Here is an 18,045-nt window from a genome sequence, read left to right on the forward strand (position 1 = left end):
TTTGCAGCGCAGCCGCAACCGGGCTAGGACCGATGCCCGAACGGAGACACCAGATGCCCCCCAAACCCCCGCGCGCATGGCAAAGAATGCTCTCTGGCCGCCGGCTCGACCTGCTCGATCCGACGCCGATGGACATCGAAATCGAGGATATCGCCCATGGCTTGGCTTTTGTCGCCCGCTGGAACGGCCAGACCATGGGCGATTTCGCCTATACCGTGGCCGAACATTCACTGTTGGTCGAGGCGCTGTTCCGCCGGATGAACCCGCGCGCGCCGATCCGCTGGCAGCTTGCCGCGCTGCTGCATGATGCGCCGGAATATGTGATCGGGGACATGATCTCGCCGGTCAAGGCCGCCGTCGGCGCCAGCTACGGCGAGCTCGACAGCCGGCTCACCGCCGCCATCCACATCCGTTTCGGCCTGCCCGCCGCCCTGCCGGTCAGCGTCAAGAAACAGATCAAGCGCGCCGACCGCGTCAGCGCCTGGATGGAAGCCACCCAGATCGCCGGGTTCACCGAAAAAGAGGCCAACGGTTTCTTTGGCCGCCCCGACAAGACCCTGATCGAGGGCCTGTCGATCACCCTGCGCCCCCCGCGCGAGGTGCGCGACGATTTCACCGCCCGACACGCGGCGCTGCTGCAACTCTGCTGATCCCCGGCTTCTTCCGTTCGAAGACACCGCGGGGAGTGTGAGGGGATGCCCCCTCACTCCGGCGCCGGTCCCGGCCGCGCCCGCGGCTATTTCGGCGAGCGTTTCGCCAGGATCCGCTGCAAGGTCCGGCGATGCATGTTGAGCCGCCGCGCGGTCTCGGATACGTTGCGGTCGCAAAGCTCGTAGACCCGCTGGATATGCTCCCAGCGCACCCGGTCGGCCGACATCGGGTTTTCCGGCGGCGGCGGCAGGTCGTCGCCCTTGGCCAGCAGCGCGTTGGTGATATCGGTGGCATCCGCGGGTTTCGAGAGATAATCGGTGGCACCGATCTTGACCGCCGCCACGGCGGTGGCAATCGCGCCATAGCCGGTCAGCACCACGACCCGGCTGTCGGGCCGGCGTTCGCGCAGCACTTCGACGACATCGAGCCCGTTGCCATCGTCGAGCCGCAGGTCGACAACGGCAAAGGCGGGCGGCCGGGCGGTGGCAATGGCGCGGCCGGCGGCGACCGATCCGGCGGTCTCGACATCGAACCCCCGCTTTTCCATCGCCTTGGCCAGCCGCCGCAGAAAGGGTTCGTCATCGTCGACCAGCAAAAGCGATTTGTCTTCGCCCAGTTCGTGCCCCGTCATTTCGGCCAAATCGTCGCTCCTCCCGATCGGTTGCTCACCGTTTCACGCGATTATTGAGAGTGTCCCCGGTCGTGTCAAACCTGCAAACCGGCGCAAAAGGTAGCAGCTGGCAAGTTAATGCACGAAAGTTCTGCACCGTGGTCACAGCCGGTTTCCCGCTCACCCGGCCGCCTCGATGAAACAGGCCGTGTGCGCCGCCATGTCTTCCGGCGAGATGTCGCGGCGGAAGTATTCGACAAAGCCATGCTCGGGCAGCACCAGGTAGGAAAAGGTCGAATGATCGACAAGGTAATATTCGTCGCTCTTGTCCTGTGCCTTGTAATAGGTGCGATAGGCCCGGCTGGCCACCTGCACCTGTTCTTGCGTCCCGGTCAGGCCGATGGCCTTTTCATGGTTGTTATAGGCGAAATCGCCCACAACCTCGGGGGTGTCGCGCTCGGGATCGACGGTGATGAAGACCGGCGTGGCGCTGTGGCCCTGCGCGGCCAGCAGATCGACCGCCTGCGCATTGCGGGCGAAATCCAGCGGGCAGACATCGGGGCAGAAGGTATAGCCGAAATAGAGGATCGAGGGTTCGGTGATCACATCGGCATCGGTCACCGACGCGCCGGCGCTGTTGATCAGGGTGAAGGGCCCGCCGATGGCATCGGTGCCGCCGGCCACGGCCGTGCTGCGGCACTGGGCGAACGGATCGCCCGACGCGTCGCCCTGAAAATACTTGTACCCCACGACGCCGCCAAATGCGATCACGGCTACTCCGGCAAACAAGGCGGCGATGCGGCCCATCGGCTTCTCCTGTAACATGATGATGATTGATCGAAACTCGCGGGAGACGTATCAATCTCGGGTTGGGGATCAAGGGGCAAAACGTAGCAGATGACGGATTTGGGATCGGACTTTCTGACCGAGCACCGCAGAGGCAACTGGGTCCGCCTGCGCACCATGATCATGCTGCGCTGGGCCGCCATCTTCGGTCAGCTCACCGCCCTGATCGTCGCCCAGCGCTGGTTCAACCTCTCGCTCGAGATCGGGCTGTGTTATTTCGCCATCGGCCTGTCGGTGGTGGGCAACCTCGTGGCGATCGCGATCTTTCCGGAAAACAAGCGCCTGAGCTCGACCGAGAACATGTTGATGGGCCTGTTTGACCTGTTGCAGCTGGCGTTCCTGTTGTTTCTCACCGGCGGGCTGCACAATCCCTTTGCCATCCTGATGCTCGGTCCGGTGCTGATCTCGGCGGCGGTTCTGAACACCCGGCCGACGATCTTCATCGCCGCCACCGCCATCCTCATGGTCTCGTTGCTGGCCGTCTATCACCTGCCGCTGCGAACCGAAGAGGGCTTTCTGCTGCGCACGCCCAACATCTTCGTCTTTGGCAAATGGCTAGCCATGGTGATCGCGCTGATCTTTCTCTCGGTCTATTCCCGCCGGGTCACCAGCGAGCTGCACACCATGTCCGACGCCGTGACCGCCACCCAGATGGCGCTGGCGCGCGAACAGAAGCTGACCGATCTGGCCGGCGTGGTGGCCGCCGCCGCACATGAGCTGGGCACGCCGCTGGCGACGATCAAGCTGGCCAGCGCCGAGATCGCCGAAGAGCTGGACGACCGTCCCGACCTGAAGGAAGACGCGCTGCTGATCCGCGCCCAGGCCGACCGCTGCCGCGATATCCTGCGGTCGATGGGCCGCGCCGGCAAGGAGGACATGCAGCTTCGTCGCGCGCCGCTGTCGGAACTGATCCGCGAGGCCGCCGAGCCGCATGAGGAACGCGGCAAGACGATTCACTATGAACATGCGCCGGGCCCCGGCGGCGAATTCACCGTGCCCACTGTCAGCCGCAAACCCGAGATCATCCACGGGTTGCGCAATCTCGTGCAGAACGCCGTCGATTTCTCGCGCGGGACGGTCTGGATCGACACCATGTGGACCGATGACCTGATCTCGGTGCGCATCGTCGATGACGGCGCCGGCTATCCGCCGCAACTGCTGGGCCGGATCGGCGATCCTTTTGTCCGGCGGCGGCGCGGCGAGGCCGACAGGAAGCGCCGGCCGGGGTACGAAGGCATGGGTCTGGGGCTGTTCATCGCCAAGACCCTGCTGGAACGCTCCGGCGCCGAACTGAGCTTTGCCAATGCCTCCGATCCCTATGAGCCGCGCGGCGCGGCGGGCGAAAAATGCGGCGCCGTGGTCGAGGTGATCTGGCCCCGCAGCAAGCTTGACGCCCAGTTGGGCGCAGGATCGGAGCCGTTGGGAGAGAACCGGCCGATCGAGATCTGACCGGCGGGGCAGCAAGACCGCTTAAGACATTGTTAACCCTGGCGTCCGATGGTGAGGCGAGGGAGAGATTCGATGCCTGTCGACCTGACCATCCCCGAAATCACCGTGCTGCTCTTCGGCAGCCTGCTCGGGACACTGCTGACCGCGGTGGCCCTGCGCCGCGCCGGTCCTGTTTCCCTGAACACCCCGGCCGACGACCGGACCTGCTTCGTGTTTTGCGACACCGAGCTTGTGGATGCCACCGGACCGGCCTCGGTGCTGGCCCAGCAGGCCGGATCGGACGCCGGCGACCATTGGCAGGATCTGCGCGCGGTGTTTCGCGCCCGCTTTGGCGATCTGCCCGACCGGCCCGGCGATGTCTTTGCCGCCATGGCCGAGCGCCGCCGCACCTATGCCGCGCTGGCACAGGACGATGGCGGGCGGCTGGTGTTTTCCCGGGTCGGCGACCGGGTGCACGTCTCCCTGCTCGACAATGCGCCCGAGGAGTTCGACCGGCAGATTTCCTTTGATCGGGCCAACGAATTGCGCTTTCTGCGCAATGCGGTGGCCGAGGCGCCGACGCCGATCTGGCTGGTCGATGACGCTGGCCGGGTGAGCTGGCACAACCACGCCTACAGCCGCCTCGCCGCGCAGGCCGGCGCCACGCAACCCGGCGACGAGCCGCTGTTTGCCCTTCCCGAGGATGGCCCGCCCGAGGCCCCGCTGCGCGTGCCGCTGCAACCGGGCGAAGGCGCGGCCACCAACTGGTTTGCGGTCACCAGCCGCAAGACGCCCGGCGGGTTGCTGTCTTATGCCAGCAATATCGACGCCGTGGTGCATGCCGAGCAGGCGCAGCGCAATTTCGTCCAGACCCTGAGCAAAACCTTTGCCCATCTTTCGACCGGGCTGGCGATTTTCGACCGCAACCAGCGGCTGGCGCTGTTCAATCCGGCGCTGCTCGATCTGACGTCGATGCCGGTGGACTTTCTTACCGCCAAGCCCAGCCTGGCGGCGTTCTTTGACTATCTGCGCGAACACCAGATCATGCCGGAGCCGAAGAATTATGCCAGCTGGCGCGACAAGATCGGCGCGCTGATCGCCGCCGCCCGCGACGGCCGCTATTCCAAGACCTGGAACCTGCCCTCGGGGCTGACCTACCGGATCACCGGCAAACCGCATCCCGACGGCGCCATCGCCTTTCTGTTCGAGGATATCAGCGCCGAGATCTCGCTCACCCGGCGGTTCCGGGCCGAGCTGGAAACCAGCCACGCGGTGCTCGACCGTCAGGAAAAGGCGCTGGCGGTGTTCTCTCAGCTTGGCATCCTGACCTTTTCCAACGAAGCCTTTCGCCAGATGTGGCGTTTTGATCCCGACAGCAGCTTTGCCGAAACCACGGTGCCCGACGTGCTGCGCATCTGGCAATCGGAATGCGCGCCCTGCCCGGCGTGGGAGGGGTTGCAGGGCTTTGTCACCTCCTTCGGCGAAAGGGTGCCGCGCAGGGCCGAGGTGCTGCACCAGCAACAGGGCCGGCTGGTCTTCTGCGCCGAACCGCTGTCCGGCGGGGCGACGCTGGTCTCCTTTACCCGTCCCAGCCTGTCGCCCGACGCGCCGGAAACGAGCGACCGGTTGCCGGTCGGCCGATGATCGGCCACAATCTGAGGTTTCATGGGTTGCACGGGGCGATGTGCACGGTAATGTCCGGCCATGAACGCCACGCAGATGCTGACCCTGTGCCTGACCTCGCCGGAGGCCACCTGCCGCTTTGCCGCCCGGCTGGGGGCGCGGCTGATGGCGGGCGACGTGCTCCTGCTCGAAGGCGGCATCGGCGCCGGCAAGACGCATTTCTCGCGCTGCCTGATCCAGAGCCGCCTGCCGCTGCCCGAAGACGTGCCCTCGCCGACCTTTACCCTGGTTCAGACCTACGAGACCCAGGGCTGCGAGATCTGGCACAGCGATCTCTACCGGCTGGGCGATGTCTCAGAGGTCGAGGAACTGGGTCTGACCGAGGCCTTCGAGGCGGCGATCTGCCTGGTGGAGTGGCCCGACCGGCTGGGCTCGCTAATCCCGGCCAATGCGCTGCACCTGAAATTCGAGCCCGGCCAGGCCGAAAATTCCCGCATCCTGACCCTGAGCTGGAGCGCGCCACGCTGGGATGACCTGCCCGGAGCGCTCGCCGCATGAGCCGTGAAGAGGCGCTGTTGCACTTCCTCGCGCGAGCCGGGCGGGCGGGCTGGACGCGCCGCGCGCTGGCCGGCGACGCCTCGGCCCGGCGCTACGAACGGATATCCGGCGACACCGGCAGCCTCATCCTGATGGACGCCGATCCCGCCACCTGCGGACCGGTGCAGCCCTTTCTCGCGATCCGCGAGCATCTCTATCACTACGGCTTTTCCGCCCCCGCGCTCTGGGCCGAGGATCAAGAGGCCGGCTTCCTGCTGCTCGAGGATTTCGGCGACGCGCTGTTCACCCGGGTCATGGCCGACGACCCCGCACGCGAGCTGCCGCTCTACCGGTCCGCGGCCGCGCTTCTGGCCCGGCTGCACGGCAAACCGCTGCCGGGCGGCCTGACCCCGATGACGGCCGAAGCCCTGGCGGCCATGATCGCCCCGGCCTTCGACTTCTATGCGCCCGGACAGTCCGGCCAGCTGCCGGCGGTGCAGGCGGCCTTTGCCGAGGCGCTGCGCCCGGTGGCCGCGCAGCCGGCGGTGCTCGCCCTGCGCGATTTCCACGCCGAGAACATGGTCTTTCTGTCCGACCGGAAAGGCGACCGCCAGGTCGGGCTGCTGGATTTTCAGGACGCATTCGCCACCCATCCGGCCTATGATCTGGTATCTATGCTGCAAGACGTCCGCCGCGACGTCTCGCCCGGAACCGAGGAGGAGATCATCGCCTTTTTCATCGCCCGTACCGGAGCCGACAGCGCCACGTTCCGCGCCGCCTATGCTCTGCTGGGCGCCCAGCGCAACCTGCGGATACTGGGCATCTTTTCCCGCCTCGCGGCGGCCCGCCACAAACCGCAATACCTGGCCCTGCAACCCCGCGTCTGGCGCCATCTTCAGGCCGACCTGGCGCATCCCGCCCTGGCGCCGATCCGCGAGGCCCTCGCCCCGCTGCCCAGCCCCGTGGTGCCGGCATGAGCCAGCCCGACGCCGCCCTGCTCTTTGCCGCCGGTCTGGGCACGCGGATGCGACCGCTGACCGACGACCGGCCAAAACCGCTGGTCAAGGTGGCGGGGCGCACGCTGATTGACCATGCGCTCGAGCTGGTGACGCCGCTGGGCCTGCCCCGGGTGGTCGCCAATGCGCATTATCGCGGCGACATGCTGGCGGCGCATCTGAACGGCTCGGGGGTGGCGATTTCACATGAGGCGCCGCAGGTGCTGGAAACCGGCGGCGGGCTGAAACAGGCGTTGCCGCTGCTCGGCGCGGGGCCGGTCTTTACCCTCAACACCGATGCGGTCTGGCGTGGCCCCAATCCGCTGCATGCGCTTTGCGCTGCGTGGAATGCAGAACGGATGGACGCGCTCCTGCTCTGCGTGCCCCGGGCACAGGTGCATGGCCACAAGGGCAAGGGCGATTTCCTGATCGGCGACGACGGCCGGCTCAGCCGCGGCCCCGGTGCGGTCTATTCCGGGGTCCAGATCATCAAGACCGAGGGGCTGGCGCAGATCGAGGCGCGGGTGTTCTCGATGTGGGATCTCTGGCGGCCGATGCTCGCGGCGGGGCGGATGTACGGCCTTGCCTACCAGGGCGACTGGTGCGACGTCGGCCACCCCGATGCCATTGAAATCGCAGAGGACATGCTGGCCTATGTTTGAGCGCCTCGCCGCCCCCCGCGTCTTTGGCCTGCCCCCCGGGGTGGATTTTCCCCAGGCGCTGGTCGACGGGCTTCTGGCGCGGTGCCAGGGCCAGCCGCCAGAGGCGCTGGCGCGGGTCGAGCTGATCGTCAACACCGAGCGCATGCGCCGCCGCATCCGCGCGATCTTTGATGCCGGCCCGCCCCGCATCCTGCCCCGAATTCGCGTGCTTTCCGAGGTCGAGCCCCCTTGGACCGCTGAGATCCCCGAACCGGTCGCGCCGCTGCAACGCCGGCTGGAGCTGGTGCAGCTGGTCTCCGGCCTGCTCGAGGCTCAGCCCGACATGGCCCCGCGCGCCGCGCTGTTTGATCTGGCGGACTCGCTGGCCGGGCTGATGGACGAGATGCAGGGCGAAGGCGTGACCCCCGCCGATATCGAGGCGCTCGACGTCACCGACCAATCCGGCCACTGGCAGCGCGCCCGCGATTTCCTGGCGCTCGTGCAGCAATTCTTCGACCCCGAGACCGACGCGCCGGATGGCACCGCGCGGCTGCGGATGATCTCCGAGGCGCTGGCGCAGCATTGGCAGAGCGATCCGCCGGAGCATCCGGTGATCCTCGCCGGCTCGACCGGCTCGCGCGGGGCGGCCTCGGCGCTGATGCGGGCGGTGGCGCATCTGCCGCAGGGCGCGCTGGTGTTGCCGGGCTTCGATTTCGACATGAAACCGGCCAATTGGGCGGCGCTGGACCAAGCGCTGGTCTCCGAAGACCACCCGCAATACCGCTTTGCCAAGCTGATGCGCGCGCTGGAGCGTGGCCCCGAGGATGTGCACCACTGGCACCGGGTCGTCGCCCCCTGCCCGCCACGCAACCGGCTGATTTCCCTGGCATTTCGCCCGGCCCCGGTTACCGACGCCTGGCTTGCCGAAGGCCCGAAGCTCAGCGAGCTGGACCGTGCCTGCGCGGATGTCACCCTGATCGAGGCGCAAAGCCGGCGGGAGGAGGCGCTGACCATCGCGCTGCGTCTGCGTAAGGCCGCCGAAACCGGCCAGAGCGCCGCGCTGATCACCCCCGACCGTCAGCTTACCCGGCAGGTCTCCGCCACGCTCGACCGCTGGGGCATCATCCCCGACGACAGCGCCGGCATCCCGCTGCAACTGACCGCGCCGGGCCGGTTCCTGCGGCATGTGGCGGCGCTATTCGCCGCGCCGCTGGATGCGCCGGCGCTGCTGACGCTCTTGAAACACCCGCTCTGCCATTCCGGCGAGGGCCGCAACGATCACCTGCGGCTGACCCGCGATCTTGAGCTGCACCTGCGCCGCCATGGCCCGCCCTTCCCCGATGCGGCGATGCTCACGCGCTTTGCCGAGGACCGCAAGGCGCCGGACTGGGGCGCCTGGCTGGTGCGGCTCTGCGGGCAGGACGGGCGGGGGCCGCTGCCGCTCACCGAGTGGCTGGCGCGACACCGTACGCTGGCCGAAGCGCTGGCGGCGGGGAACACGCGCGACGGCGCCGGCAATCTCTGGGTGCAGGTCGCCGGCATCGAGACCCTGGCACTGGTGCGCAAGCTGGAAGAGGCCGCGCCGCATGGCGGCACGCTCTCGGCGCGCGATTACGTCGATCTCTTCGGCGCGGTGCTCGGGCGCGAGGAACAGCGCGACCGCGACCTCGGCCATCCGCATATCCGTATCTGGGGCACGCTCGAGGCCCGCGTCATGGGCGCGGATCTGCTGATCCTCGGCGGGCTGAACGAAGGCTCCTGGCCGGAGCCGCCAACGCCCGACCCCTGGCTCAACCGGGTGCTGCGCGACAAGGCGGGGCTCTTGCTGCCCGAGCGGCGGATCGGCCTTTCGGCGCATGATTTCCAACAGGCGGTCGGCGCGCGCGAGGTCTGGCTGACCCGCGCGGTACGCTCTGACGATGCCGAAACCGTGCCCTCGCGCTGGCTCAACCGGCTGACCAACCTGCTGCGCGGACTGGGCAATACCGGGCGCGAGGCCCATGCCGGCATGCAGGCGCGCGGCCAGTCGTGGCTGGCGCTGGCCCATGCCGTCGAAAAGGTCATCCCCGCCGCCCCGGCGACGCGCCCCTCGCCGAAACCGCCCGCCGAGGCGCGACCGAAACAGCTCTCGGTGACCGAGATCAAGCGGCTGATCCGCGATCCCTATGCGATCTATGCCAAACATGTGCTGCGCCTGCGCCCGCTCGACAGTCTAGCCAAGGCGCCCGACGCGCTGTTGCGCGGCATCATCGCGCACAAGGTGCTGGAAGATTTCGTCGACGCCAGCGTGAAACACCCGGACAGGCTCAGCCGGGCCGAGCTTTTGGCGACCACCGCCCAGGTTCTGGGCGCGCAGGTGCCCTGGCCTTCGGCGCGGGCGATGTGGCAGGCGCGGATGGCGCGGGTGGCCGATGGCTTCATCGCGGACGAGACCGAAAGGCAGGCCGAGGCGCTGCCGATCCGCTTCGAAGTCAAGGGCGGCCGCGACATTCCGCGCCTGGGCTTCCGTCTGACCTGCGAGGCCGACCGCATCGATCGGGCGCGCGAGGACGGGCGGCTGCTGCTCTATGATTACAAGACCGGCAAGCCCCCCGGCCCGGCCGAACAGAAACATTTCGACAAGCAACTGCTGCTCGAGGCGGCGGTGGCCGAGGCCGGCGGCTTCGAGGGGCTGGCGCCGGCACAGGTCGCGCGCGCGGTCTATCTCGGCCTCGGCTCCAGCCCGGAAAACCGCGAGGCGCCGCTGGCCGAGGCGCCGCCCGCCGCCGTCTGGGCACAGTTCGAGACGCTGATCGCGCGCTACATGGACGAGATCCAGGGCTTTACCGCGCGCCGCGCCATGCAAAAGGCCGGTGACGTCGGCGATTACGACCAGCTTGCGCGCTTTGGCGAATGGGAGCTGACCGACCTGCCCGATGCGAGGCCCGTGCCATGACCCAACGCGACGAGGCCACCCAGCGCCAGATCGAGGCGGCGCACCCCGACCGTTCCACCTGGCTGGCCGCCAATGCCGGCTCGGGCAAGACCCGGGTGCTCACCGACCGGGTGGCGCGGCTGTTGTTGCAGGGCGTGCTGCCCGAACACATCCTCTGCCTGACCTACACCAAGGCCGCCGCCAGCGAGATGCAGAACCGGCTGTTCCAGCGCCTGGGTGACTGGGCGATGAAGGACGACGCGGCGCTGCATCACGCGCTGCACGATCTGGGGATCGAGGGGCATATTTCCGAGGATGCGCTGCGCCGCGCCCGCACGCTGTTTGCCCGCGCCATCGAAACGCCGGGCGGGCTCAAGATCCAGACCATCCACTCGTTCTGCGCCGCCATCCTGCGACGGTTTCCGCTCGAGGCCGGGGTTTCGCCGCAATTCAAGGAGATGGAGGACCGCGCCGCCGCGCTGCTCCAGGCCGAGATCGTCGACGAGATGGCCGACGGCGCGGCCGCCGGAACGGTCGAGGCGCTGGCCGCGCATCTCACCGCCGCCGATTTCGCCGAGATCACCACCGAGGTGGTGCGCCACCGGCAATTGCTGTTCCGGCGCCTGCCGCGGACCGAGTTGCATGCGCTTTTCGGCCTGCCGGAGACGGCTGGCGAGGACTGGCTGCTGGATCAGGTCTTTCTGGGCGGCGAGCTCGAGATGCTGCATCAGATCGCGGATGTTCTGGCCGGCAGCGGCGCCAACGATCAGAAGGCGGCGGCGAAACTGCGGACGATCACCGCGCCCGACCTGGGCGCGCTGGCGGTGCTGGAGGGCGTGCTACTCAATGGTGCCAGCGCCAAGGCCGGGCCCTACAGCGCCAAGATCGGCGGCTTTCCCACCAAGGGGCCGCGCGAGGGCGCGCTGGCCGACGTCATGGACCGGCTCGAAGACCTGATGCGCCGGGTCGAGGCGGCGCGCGATGCCCGTTGCGCCCTGGCGGCGGTCGGGAAAACCCAGGCCCTGCAAGCCTTTGCCGCCGAATTCCTGCCGCGCTACGAAGCCGCCAAGCTGGCCCGCGGCTGGCTCGACTTCGACGACCTGATCCACAAGACGCTGGCGCTTCTGACCGATCGCAAGGTGGCGCAATGGGTGCTCTACCGGCTTGATGGCGGCATCGATCACATCCTCGTCGACGAGGCTCAGGACACCAGCCCGGTGCAATGGCGGGTGATCGAAGAGCTGGCACGCGAGTTCACCAGCGGCGAAGGCGCCCGGGCCGAGACGCCGCGCACGATATTTGTGGTCGGCGACAAGAAGCAATCGATCTATTCCTTCCAGGGCGCCGATCCAGCCGAGTTCGACCGGATGAAGGCCGAATTCGCCACCCGCCTGCGCGCCGCCGATCAACCGTTGCAGGACACCACGCTGCAATTTTCCTTCCGCTCGGCCGAGGCGATCCTGCGGCTGGTCGATACCCTGTTCGAAGCCCGCGCCCGCTCGGGCTTTTCGCGCGAGGAAACCCACCGCGCGTTCAAATCCGACATGGGCGGGCGGGTCGATCTCTGGCCGCTGGTCGAAAAATCCAGCGATGCCGAACAGGGCGACTGGGACGATCCCGTCGACCTGCCCGCCGACACCCACCACAATGTCACCCTCGCCCGAAGGATTGCCGGCGAGATCAAACGGATGCTTGCCGAAAACACCCCGATCCCGTGGAAAAAGGAGCCGCATGGCTGGGCCGGGCGCACCGTGACCCCGGGCGATTTCCTGATCCTGGTTCAACGCCGCTCGGATCTCTTTGCCGAGATCATCCGCGCCTGCAAGGAAGAGGCGCTGCCGATTGCCGGGGCCGACCGGCTCAAGGTCGGGGCCGAGCTGGCCGTGCGCGATCTGGCGGCGCTCCTGAACTGGCTGGCACTGCCGGAGGACGATCTGAGCCTCGCCACGGTGCTGAAATCGCCGTTGGGCGGCTGGGACGAGGGGCAGCTTTACCAGCTGGCCCAGGGCCGCGAACAGAAATACCTCTGGCGCGAGCTGGCGGCGCGGCAGGCGGACTTCCCCGAACTCTGGGCAATGCTCACCGATCTTCAGAACGCCGCCGATTTCATGCGGCCGTATGATCTGATCGAGCGCATCCTGACGCGGCATGACGGCCGGCAGAAGCTGCTGGCGCGGCTCGGCACCGAGGCCGAGGATGGCATCAACGCCCTGCTCAGCCAGGCGTTGGCCTACGAGAAGACCGAGATCCCCAGCCTCACCGGCTTCCTGATCTGGATGGAGACCGACGATCTCGAAATCAAGCGCCAGATGGACGCCGCCGGCGACCGCATCCGGGTGATGACGGTGCATGGCTCCAAGGGGCTGGAAGCGCCAATCGTGATCCTGCCGGACACCGCCAAGCGGACCGTGCAGCTGCGCGACGCCCTGCTGCCGATGGGCGAAACGGCGGTGTGGAAAAGCGCCGCCACCGACTGCCCCCGCGCCATGTCGGACGCGCTGGAAGCGGCCAAGGAGCGGCAAAGGCAGGAACGCGACCGGCTGTTGTATGTGGCAATGACCCGGGCGGAAACCTGGCTGATCGTGGCGGCGGCGGGCGATCTCGGCAAGGATGGCGAGAGCTGGTACGCCGGCGTCGAAACGGCGATGAGCGCCGCCAATGCCGCACCGCAGACCTTCGCCTTTGGCGCAGGGCTGCGGTATGAAAGTGGCGACTGGCCGCGCGTCGCCGCAGTGCCCGAGCCGCCGGAAGACCCTGCCGCCGTTGTCCTGCCGGCCTGGGCTACCTGCCCGGCCGCGGCGCCGCCTGCGCCAGCAGAAACCCGCGCGCCCTCCGATCTCGGCGGCGCCCATGCGCTGGCGGGCATGCTGGGCCAGGACGAAGAGGCGGCAAAGCGCCACGGCACGCTGGTGCATCTGGCGCTCGAACGGCTGTCCGACCTGCCCGAGGCCGCCCGCGACCGGCGGCCCGGGGACGCGCTGCGCGCCCTGGCGCATGACGAGGCCTGCGCGGTTCTGGCGAACCCCGGTCTGGCCGCGCTCTTTGCCCCCGGCACCCTGTCCGAGGTGGCGGTGAGCGCCGATGTGCCCGGGCTCGGCCGGATGCATGGGGTGATCGACCGGCTGATCCTGGACGAGACCCGCGTTCTGGCGGTGGATTTCAAGACCAACGCCACCGTGCCCGACCGCCCCGACGCCACGCCGGAGGCGCTGCTGCGGCAGATGGGCGCTTATGCCGAAATGCTTAAGCATCTCTATCCAAAGCACGAAATCGAAACCGCCATTCTCTGGACCCGGTCGGCCGCGCTGATGACCCTGCCACACGATCTTGTGACGGCCGCGCTGGCGCGCACTACATCGCCTTGACGCCACCGGGGGGCGTACTTACTTTCGCCCTCCAAGCGACCCATACGACTCATCAGGAGAAAGCCCATGGCCACCGTTGCCGTAACCGACGAGACATTCGACGCCGAAGTCCGCAATTCCGACATCCCCGTCGTAGTGGATTTCTGGGCCGAGTGGTGCGGCCCCTGTAAACAGATCGGCCCGGCGCTCGAGGAGCTTTCGGCACAGTACGACGGCAAGGTGAAGATCGCCAAGGTCGACGTCGACAGCAACCCCGACACCGCTGCCAAGCTGGGCATCCGCGGCATTCCCGCCCTGTTCATCTTCAAGGGCGGCGAGCCGGTGTCCAACAAGACCGGCGCCGCGCCCAAGGCCGCGCTGCAAGGCTGGATCGAAGAGAACATCGGCTGAGATCAGCCCCAGGTTCGCACGTGAAAGGGTCGCCCATCCGGCGGCCCTTTTGCATGGGGCACGACCGGCCCGGCCCCTTGCATGGGCTGTCCCCGGGTTCCATATAGGCCGAAACCCGAAGCAAGCCCCCCAGGAGGCCCCATGAGCGAAGAATTCCCCGGCTGGCACGGCACGACGATCATTGGCGTCAAGAAGGGCGGCCAGGTGGTGATTGCCGGCGACGGACAGGTCAGCCTTGGCCAGACCGTGATCAAGGGCACCGCCCGCAAGGTGCGCCGCATCAGCCCCGGCGGCTCGGATGTGGTCTGCGGCTTTGCCGGCTCGACCGCCGATGCCTTCACGCTGCTCGAACGGCTCGAGGCCAAGCTGGAGAGCACGCCGGGCCAGTTGGCGCGCGGCTGTGTCGAGCTGGCCAAGGACTGGCGCACCGACAAATACCTGCAAAAGCTCGAAGCGATGCTGATCGTCTCGGACGGTGCCCAGATGTTCGTGATCACCGGCGCCGGCGATGTGCTCGAGCCCGAGCATGACGTCACCGCCATCGGATCGGGCGGCAACTACGCCCTGGCGGCGGCACGCGGGCTGATCGAGACCGACCTTTCGGCGGAAGAGGTGGCGCGCAAGGCGATGGCAATCGCCGCCGACATCTGCGTCTATACCAATGGCAACCTGACGGTGGAGACGATTTCGGCATGACCGAGCTTCTTGCCGCAATTCTTGGCGGTCTTGTCGGCGGTGTAATCGGCCCCATCCTTCTTCAGGAATACCGGGACTGGAAACACGGCAAGACCTGGGCCAAACCCCGACGGAGGCGGCTGGAAGCCATGCTGAAGGACCGAAAGGTCGCCCCGACAGGATGGCGCACGATTTCGCGGCTTTGCCTTGAAACCGGAATGGAAGCAGAAGACTGCCGCACCTTGCTGATCGAGATTGGCGCGCGCGGCGGATTGATCGAAGAAAACAATCAGGAGGTCGAGGCCTGGATCCTCGACGACCCAACAACATGACAGACCTCACCCCCCGCGAAATCGTCTCGGAACTCGACCGGTTCATCATCGGTCAGGCCGATGCCAAACGCGCCGTGGCCGTGGCGCTGCGCAACCGCTGGCGGCGCAAGCAGCTGGCCGATGACCTGCGCGACGAAGTCTATCCCAAGAACATCCTGATGATCGGCCCCACCGGCGTCGGCAAGACCGAGATCTCCCGCCGCCTCGCCAAGCTGGCCAAGGCGCCCTTCATCAAGGTCGAGGCCACCAAATTCACCGAAGTGGGGTACGTCGGCCGCGACGTCGAGCAGATCATCCGCGATCTCGTCGATGCCGCCATCATCCAGACCCGCGACTGGATGCGCGAGGACGTCAAGGCCAAGGCGCATCAGGCCGCCGAGGACCGGGTGATCGCCGCAATCGCCGGCGAGGACGCCCGCGAAGGCACCCGCGACATGTTCCGCAAGAAGCTCAAGGACGGGCTGCTCGACGACACGATGATCGAGCTGGAGCTGACCGACCATTCCAACCCGATGGGCATGATGGACATCCCCGGCCAGCCCGGCAGCCAGATGGGGATGATGAACCTCGGCGATATCTTCGGCAAGGCCTTTGGCGGCCGGACCGTGCGCAAGCGGATGAGCGTGCGCGAGAGCTATGACGTGCTGATTTCCGAAGAGGCCGACAAGCTGCTTGACGACGAGACGGTCAACAAGGCGGCGCTGGAAGCGGTGGAACAGAACGGCATCGTCTTTCTCGACGAGATCGACAAGGTCTGCGCCCGCAAGGACGCGCGCGGCGGCGATGTCAGCCGCGAGGGCGTGCAGCGCGATCTGCTGCCGCTGATCGAGGGCACCACCGTCAGCACCAAACATGGTGCGGTCAAGACCGACCACATCCTCTTTATCGCCTCCGGCGCCTTCCACATCGCCAAGCCATCGGATCTGCTGCCGGAATTGCAGGGCCGTCTGCCGATCCGGGTCAACCTGCGGGCGCTGACCGAAGACGATTTCGTCCGCATCCTGACCGAGACCGACAATGCGCTGACGCGGCAGTATACGGCGCTGATGGGCACCGAAGAGGTGGCGGTGGATTTCACCGAAGAGGGCATCGCGCAGCTCGCGAAGATCGCCTTCGAGGTCAACGACAGCGTCGAGAACATCGGCGCGCGGCGGCTCTACACGGTGATGGAGCGGGTGTTCGAGGAGCTGAGCTTCCATGCGCCCGACCGCGCCGGGCAGTCGGTGACGGTGGATGCGGACTTTGTCGAGAAGAACCTCGGCGAGCTGACCCGTTCGACCGATGTGAGCCGCTACGTGCTATGATCAGAGCGTGAGGCCCCGGGTCAGGCCCGGGGCGCGGGTGCGCGACCTCAAGATGAGCCGCGCATCTCCGGGGCTGCGGTCCGGCGATGCGCGGCGGGGATAATGCCCGGCCGGAGGGGCCGAGACCCCGCCCGCGAAACCCGCGGGCGGGCGCTTCACACCTCTCAGGCCATTGCCCAGCGCTCGGCCATCCTTGCGTTGTCCATGCCCCAGAGGTTGCCCACCGTGCCCGGCACCGACAGCTTGTTCGACACCGCCTGCACCCAGTTGGCGAACATCGGGATGATCACCCCGCCGTCGTCGCGCAGGATCATCTGCATCTCGGTGTACATCTCGCGGCGCTTGTCGCTGTCGAGTTCGGCGCGCGCCGTCACCAGCAGTTCCTGGAAGCGCTCGCTGTCCTCGGTGCCCCATTGGCTGTCGTTCCACGGCACGCCGTCCTCGTAGGCGGAAGAGAACATCCAGTCCTCGGTGGCGCGACCCGACCAGAAGGCGGCGCTGAAGGGTTTCTTCAGCCAGACGTTCGACCAGTAGCCATCCGCCGGTTCCTGCACGACGTTGATGTTGATGCCCGCCGGTTTCGCCGAGGATTGATAGAGCTGTGAGGCATCCACCGCGCCGGCAAAGGCCGCGGAAGAGGCCGACAGATCGATGTTGAGCTGATCCATCCCGGCCTCTTTCAGATAAAAGGCGGCCTTGTCGGGGTCATAGGGGATCGGCTCCATATCGGCGGCGTAATACTGGTTGGCGGGGCCGATCGGCGTGTCATAGGCGATGCTGCCGTGGCCGAGCAGGATCTTGTCGACCATCTCCTGGCGGTTGATGCCGTGCTTGAGCGCGCGGCGCACGTTGACGTCATCGAACGGCGCGACATTGGTGAGCATCGGGAAGGTGAAATGCCGATTGCCGGTCACCTCCTGGATGCTGACCAGCGGGTTGGCATTGAGCAGCGCCTCGGTCTTGACGTCGACGCGGTTGATCGTCTCGACCTGGCCGGTCAGCAGCGCGTTCATCCGCGCCGTGGGATCGTTGATCGCGATGAACTCGATCTCGTCGAAGAAGCCGGCGGCATCGCCCTTGTAGTGGCTGTCGACCCGCTTGCCGACGAACCGCACGCCGGGATCGAAGCTGACCACCTGATAAAGGCCGGTGCCGATACCCTTGGAGATCGCCTCGTCGATCTGGCCGGCCGGGTACATCATCAGGTGATAATCCGACAGCAGATACGGCAGATCGGCATTGCCCGCCGCCAGCACAAGCTGCACCTGATGCTCGCCCAGTTTCTTCATTTCGGTGATCGCAGAGACAATCGGCTTGGCGGCGGATTTCGAATCCTCGGCGACGTGCATTTGCAGCGATTCGATCACGTCGTCGGCGCCAAAGGCCTTGCCGTTGTGGAAGGTCACGCCCTGGCGCAGGTTGAAGGTCCAGGTCTTGGCGTCGGGGCTGGCCTCCCAGCTTTCGGCCAGTTCGCCCACAAGCGTGCCATCGGCGGCCACTTCGGTCAGCGCATCGAACACCGCCCCCTGCGAGGCGTTCTGCATGAAGGCGTCGGTATGGGTGCGTGCATCCCAGTTGTCCGAGGTATTGGCCCCGGCAAGGCCCGCGCGCAGCCGTCCGCCACGCTTCATCTGGGCCTTCAGCGGCAGGCCCGAGGCGGCCAGAACACCGGCAGCGGCACCGGTGCGCAGAAGCCCGCGTCGTGTCAATCTTGTCATTGTCGTCTCCCTGTTT

Annotated in this window: 15 protein-coding genes; 12 read left to right on the top strand and 3 right to left on the bottom strand. The window is 67.1% G+C overall.

Translation table 11 applies throughout. The features are described from left to right. The first annotated feature begins 53 nt into the window (after positions 1 to 53). Positions 54 to 650, top strand: a complete 597-nt coding sequence (locus AC0J5K_RS16775; RefSeq protein WP_048533487.1) for an HD domain-containing protein — start codon at positions 54 to 56, stop codon at positions 648 to 650. Between the two features lie 86 nt (positions 651 to 736). Here the strand turns inward: AC0J5K_RS16775 and AC0J5K_RS16780 are convergent, their stop codons facing one another. Both AC0J5K_RS16780 and AC0J5K_RS16785 read right to left on the bottom strand, forming a co-directional pair. Beyond that, entirely contained in the window at positions 737 to 1,282 is a 546-nt protein-coding gene (locus AC0J5K_RS16780; RefSeq protein WP_139211333.1) for an ActR/PrrA/RegA family redox response regulator transcription factor, read from the bottom strand. A 159-nt stretch (positions 1,283 to 1,441) separates the two neighbouring features. Further along, positions 1,442 to 2,068 (bottom strand): SCO family protein, encoded by a 627-nt coding sequence (locus AC0J5K_RS16785; protein ID WP_274561821.1) that lies wholly within the window; start codon positions 2,066 to 2,068, stop codon positions 1,442 to 1,444. 90 nt (positions 2,069 to 2,158) lie between these two features. Here AC0J5K_RS16785 and regB point away from each other — a divergent pair, with 90 nt between their 5' ends. The 11 genes from regB (at position 2,159) to hslU (ending at position 16,311) form a co-directional block, all read left to right on the top strand. After that, positions 2,159 to 3,556: a sensor histidine kinase RegB gene (gene regB / locus AC0J5K_RS16790; protein ID WP_048533490.1), complete on the top strand. Its 1,398-nt coding sequence runs from the start codon at positions 2,159 to 2,161 to the stop codon at positions 3,554 to 3,556. Positions 3,557 to 3,628: 72 nt separating this feature from the next. After that, positions 3,629 to 5,179 carry a PAS-domain containing protein gene (locus AC0J5K_RS16795; RefSeq protein WP_274561825.1) on the top strand — a complete coding sequence of 517 codons (1,551 nt, stop codon included), beginning with the start codon at positions 3,629 to 3,631 and terminating at the stop codon, positions 5,177 to 5,179. Positions 5,180 to 5,239: 60 nt separating this feature from the next. Next, positions 5,240 to 5,716, top strand: coding sequence for a tRNA (adenosine(37)-N6)-threonylcarbamoyltransferase complex ATPase subunit type 1 TsaE (gene tsaE, locus AC0J5K_RS16800; protein WP_048533491.1), 477 nt, complete (start codon positions 5,240 to 5,242; stop codon positions 5,714 to 5,716). After that, positions 5,713 to 6,672, top strand: a complete 960-nt coding sequence (locus tag AC0J5K_RS16805) for an aminoglycoside phosphotransferase family protein (RefSeq protein WP_274561828.1) — start codon at positions 5,713 to 5,715, stop codon at positions 6,670 to 6,672. Before tsaE ends, AC0J5K_RS16805 begins: the two co-directional genes overlap by 4 nt. After that, positions 6,669 to 7,352 (top strand): nucleotidyltransferase family protein, encoded by a 684-nt coding sequence (locus tag AC0J5K_RS16810; protein ID WP_274561829.1) that lies wholly within the window; start codon positions 6,669 to 6,671, stop codon positions 7,350 to 7,352. Before AC0J5K_RS16805 ends, AC0J5K_RS16810 begins: the two co-directional genes overlap by 4 nt. Beyond that, complete coding sequence (addB, locus tag AC0J5K_RS16815) at positions 7,345 to 10,266, top strand: double-strand break repair protein AddB (protein ID WP_274561831.1); 2,922 nt, start codon at positions 7,345 to 7,347, stop codon at positions 10,264 to 10,266. The genes AC0J5K_RS16810 and addB overlap by 8 nt, the downstream gene beginning before the upstream one ends. Continuing rightward, positions 10,263 to 13,610 carry a double-strand break repair helicase AddA gene (gene addA / locus AC0J5K_RS16820; protein WP_274561833.1) on the top strand — a complete coding sequence of 1,116 codons (3,348 nt, stop codon included), beginning with the start codon at positions 10,263 to 10,265 and terminating at the stop codon, positions 13,608 to 13,610. The genes addB and addA overlap by 4 nt, the downstream gene beginning before the upstream one ends. Positions 13,611 to 13,676: 66 nt before the next feature. Next, the gene (trxA, locus tag AC0J5K_RS16825) at positions 13,677 to 14,000 is read left to right on the top strand and encodes a thioredoxin (RefSeq protein ID WP_048533496.1); all 324 of its coding nucleotides are present in this window, start codon (positions 13,677 to 13,679) and stop codon (positions 13,998 to 14,000) included. 141 nt (positions 14,001 to 14,141) lie between these two features. After that, complete coding sequence (gene hslV, locus AC0J5K_RS16830; protein ID WP_048533497.1) at positions 14,142 to 14,696, top strand: ATP-dependent protease subunit HslV; 555 nt, start codon at positions 14,142 to 14,144, stop codon at positions 14,694 to 14,696. Then, entirely contained in the window at positions 14,693 to 15,007 is a 315-nt protein-coding gene (locus AC0J5K_RS16835) for a hypothetical protein (RefSeq protein WP_274561840.1), read from the top strand. The genes hslV and AC0J5K_RS16835 overlap by 4 nt, the downstream gene beginning before the upstream one ends. Next, complete coding sequence (gene hslU, locus AC0J5K_RS16840; protein ID WP_048533499.1) at positions 15,004 to 16,311, top strand: ATP-dependent protease ATPase subunit HslU; 1,308 nt, start codon at positions 15,004 to 15,006, stop codon at positions 16,309 to 16,311. The genes AC0J5K_RS16835 and hslU overlap by 4 nt, the downstream gene beginning before the upstream one ends. 164 nt (positions 16,312 to 16,475) lie before the next feature. Here hslU and AC0J5K_RS16845 read toward each other — a convergent pair whose 3' ends face one another. After that, entirely contained in the window at positions 16,476 to 18,029 is a 1,554-nt protein-coding gene (locus AC0J5K_RS16845; protein ID WP_048533500.1) for an ABC transporter substrate-binding protein, read from the bottom strand. Between the last annotated feature and the right edge of the window lie 16 nt (positions 18,030 to 18,045).

It is taken from the genome of Marinovum sp. E3, from assembly GCF_055755275.1.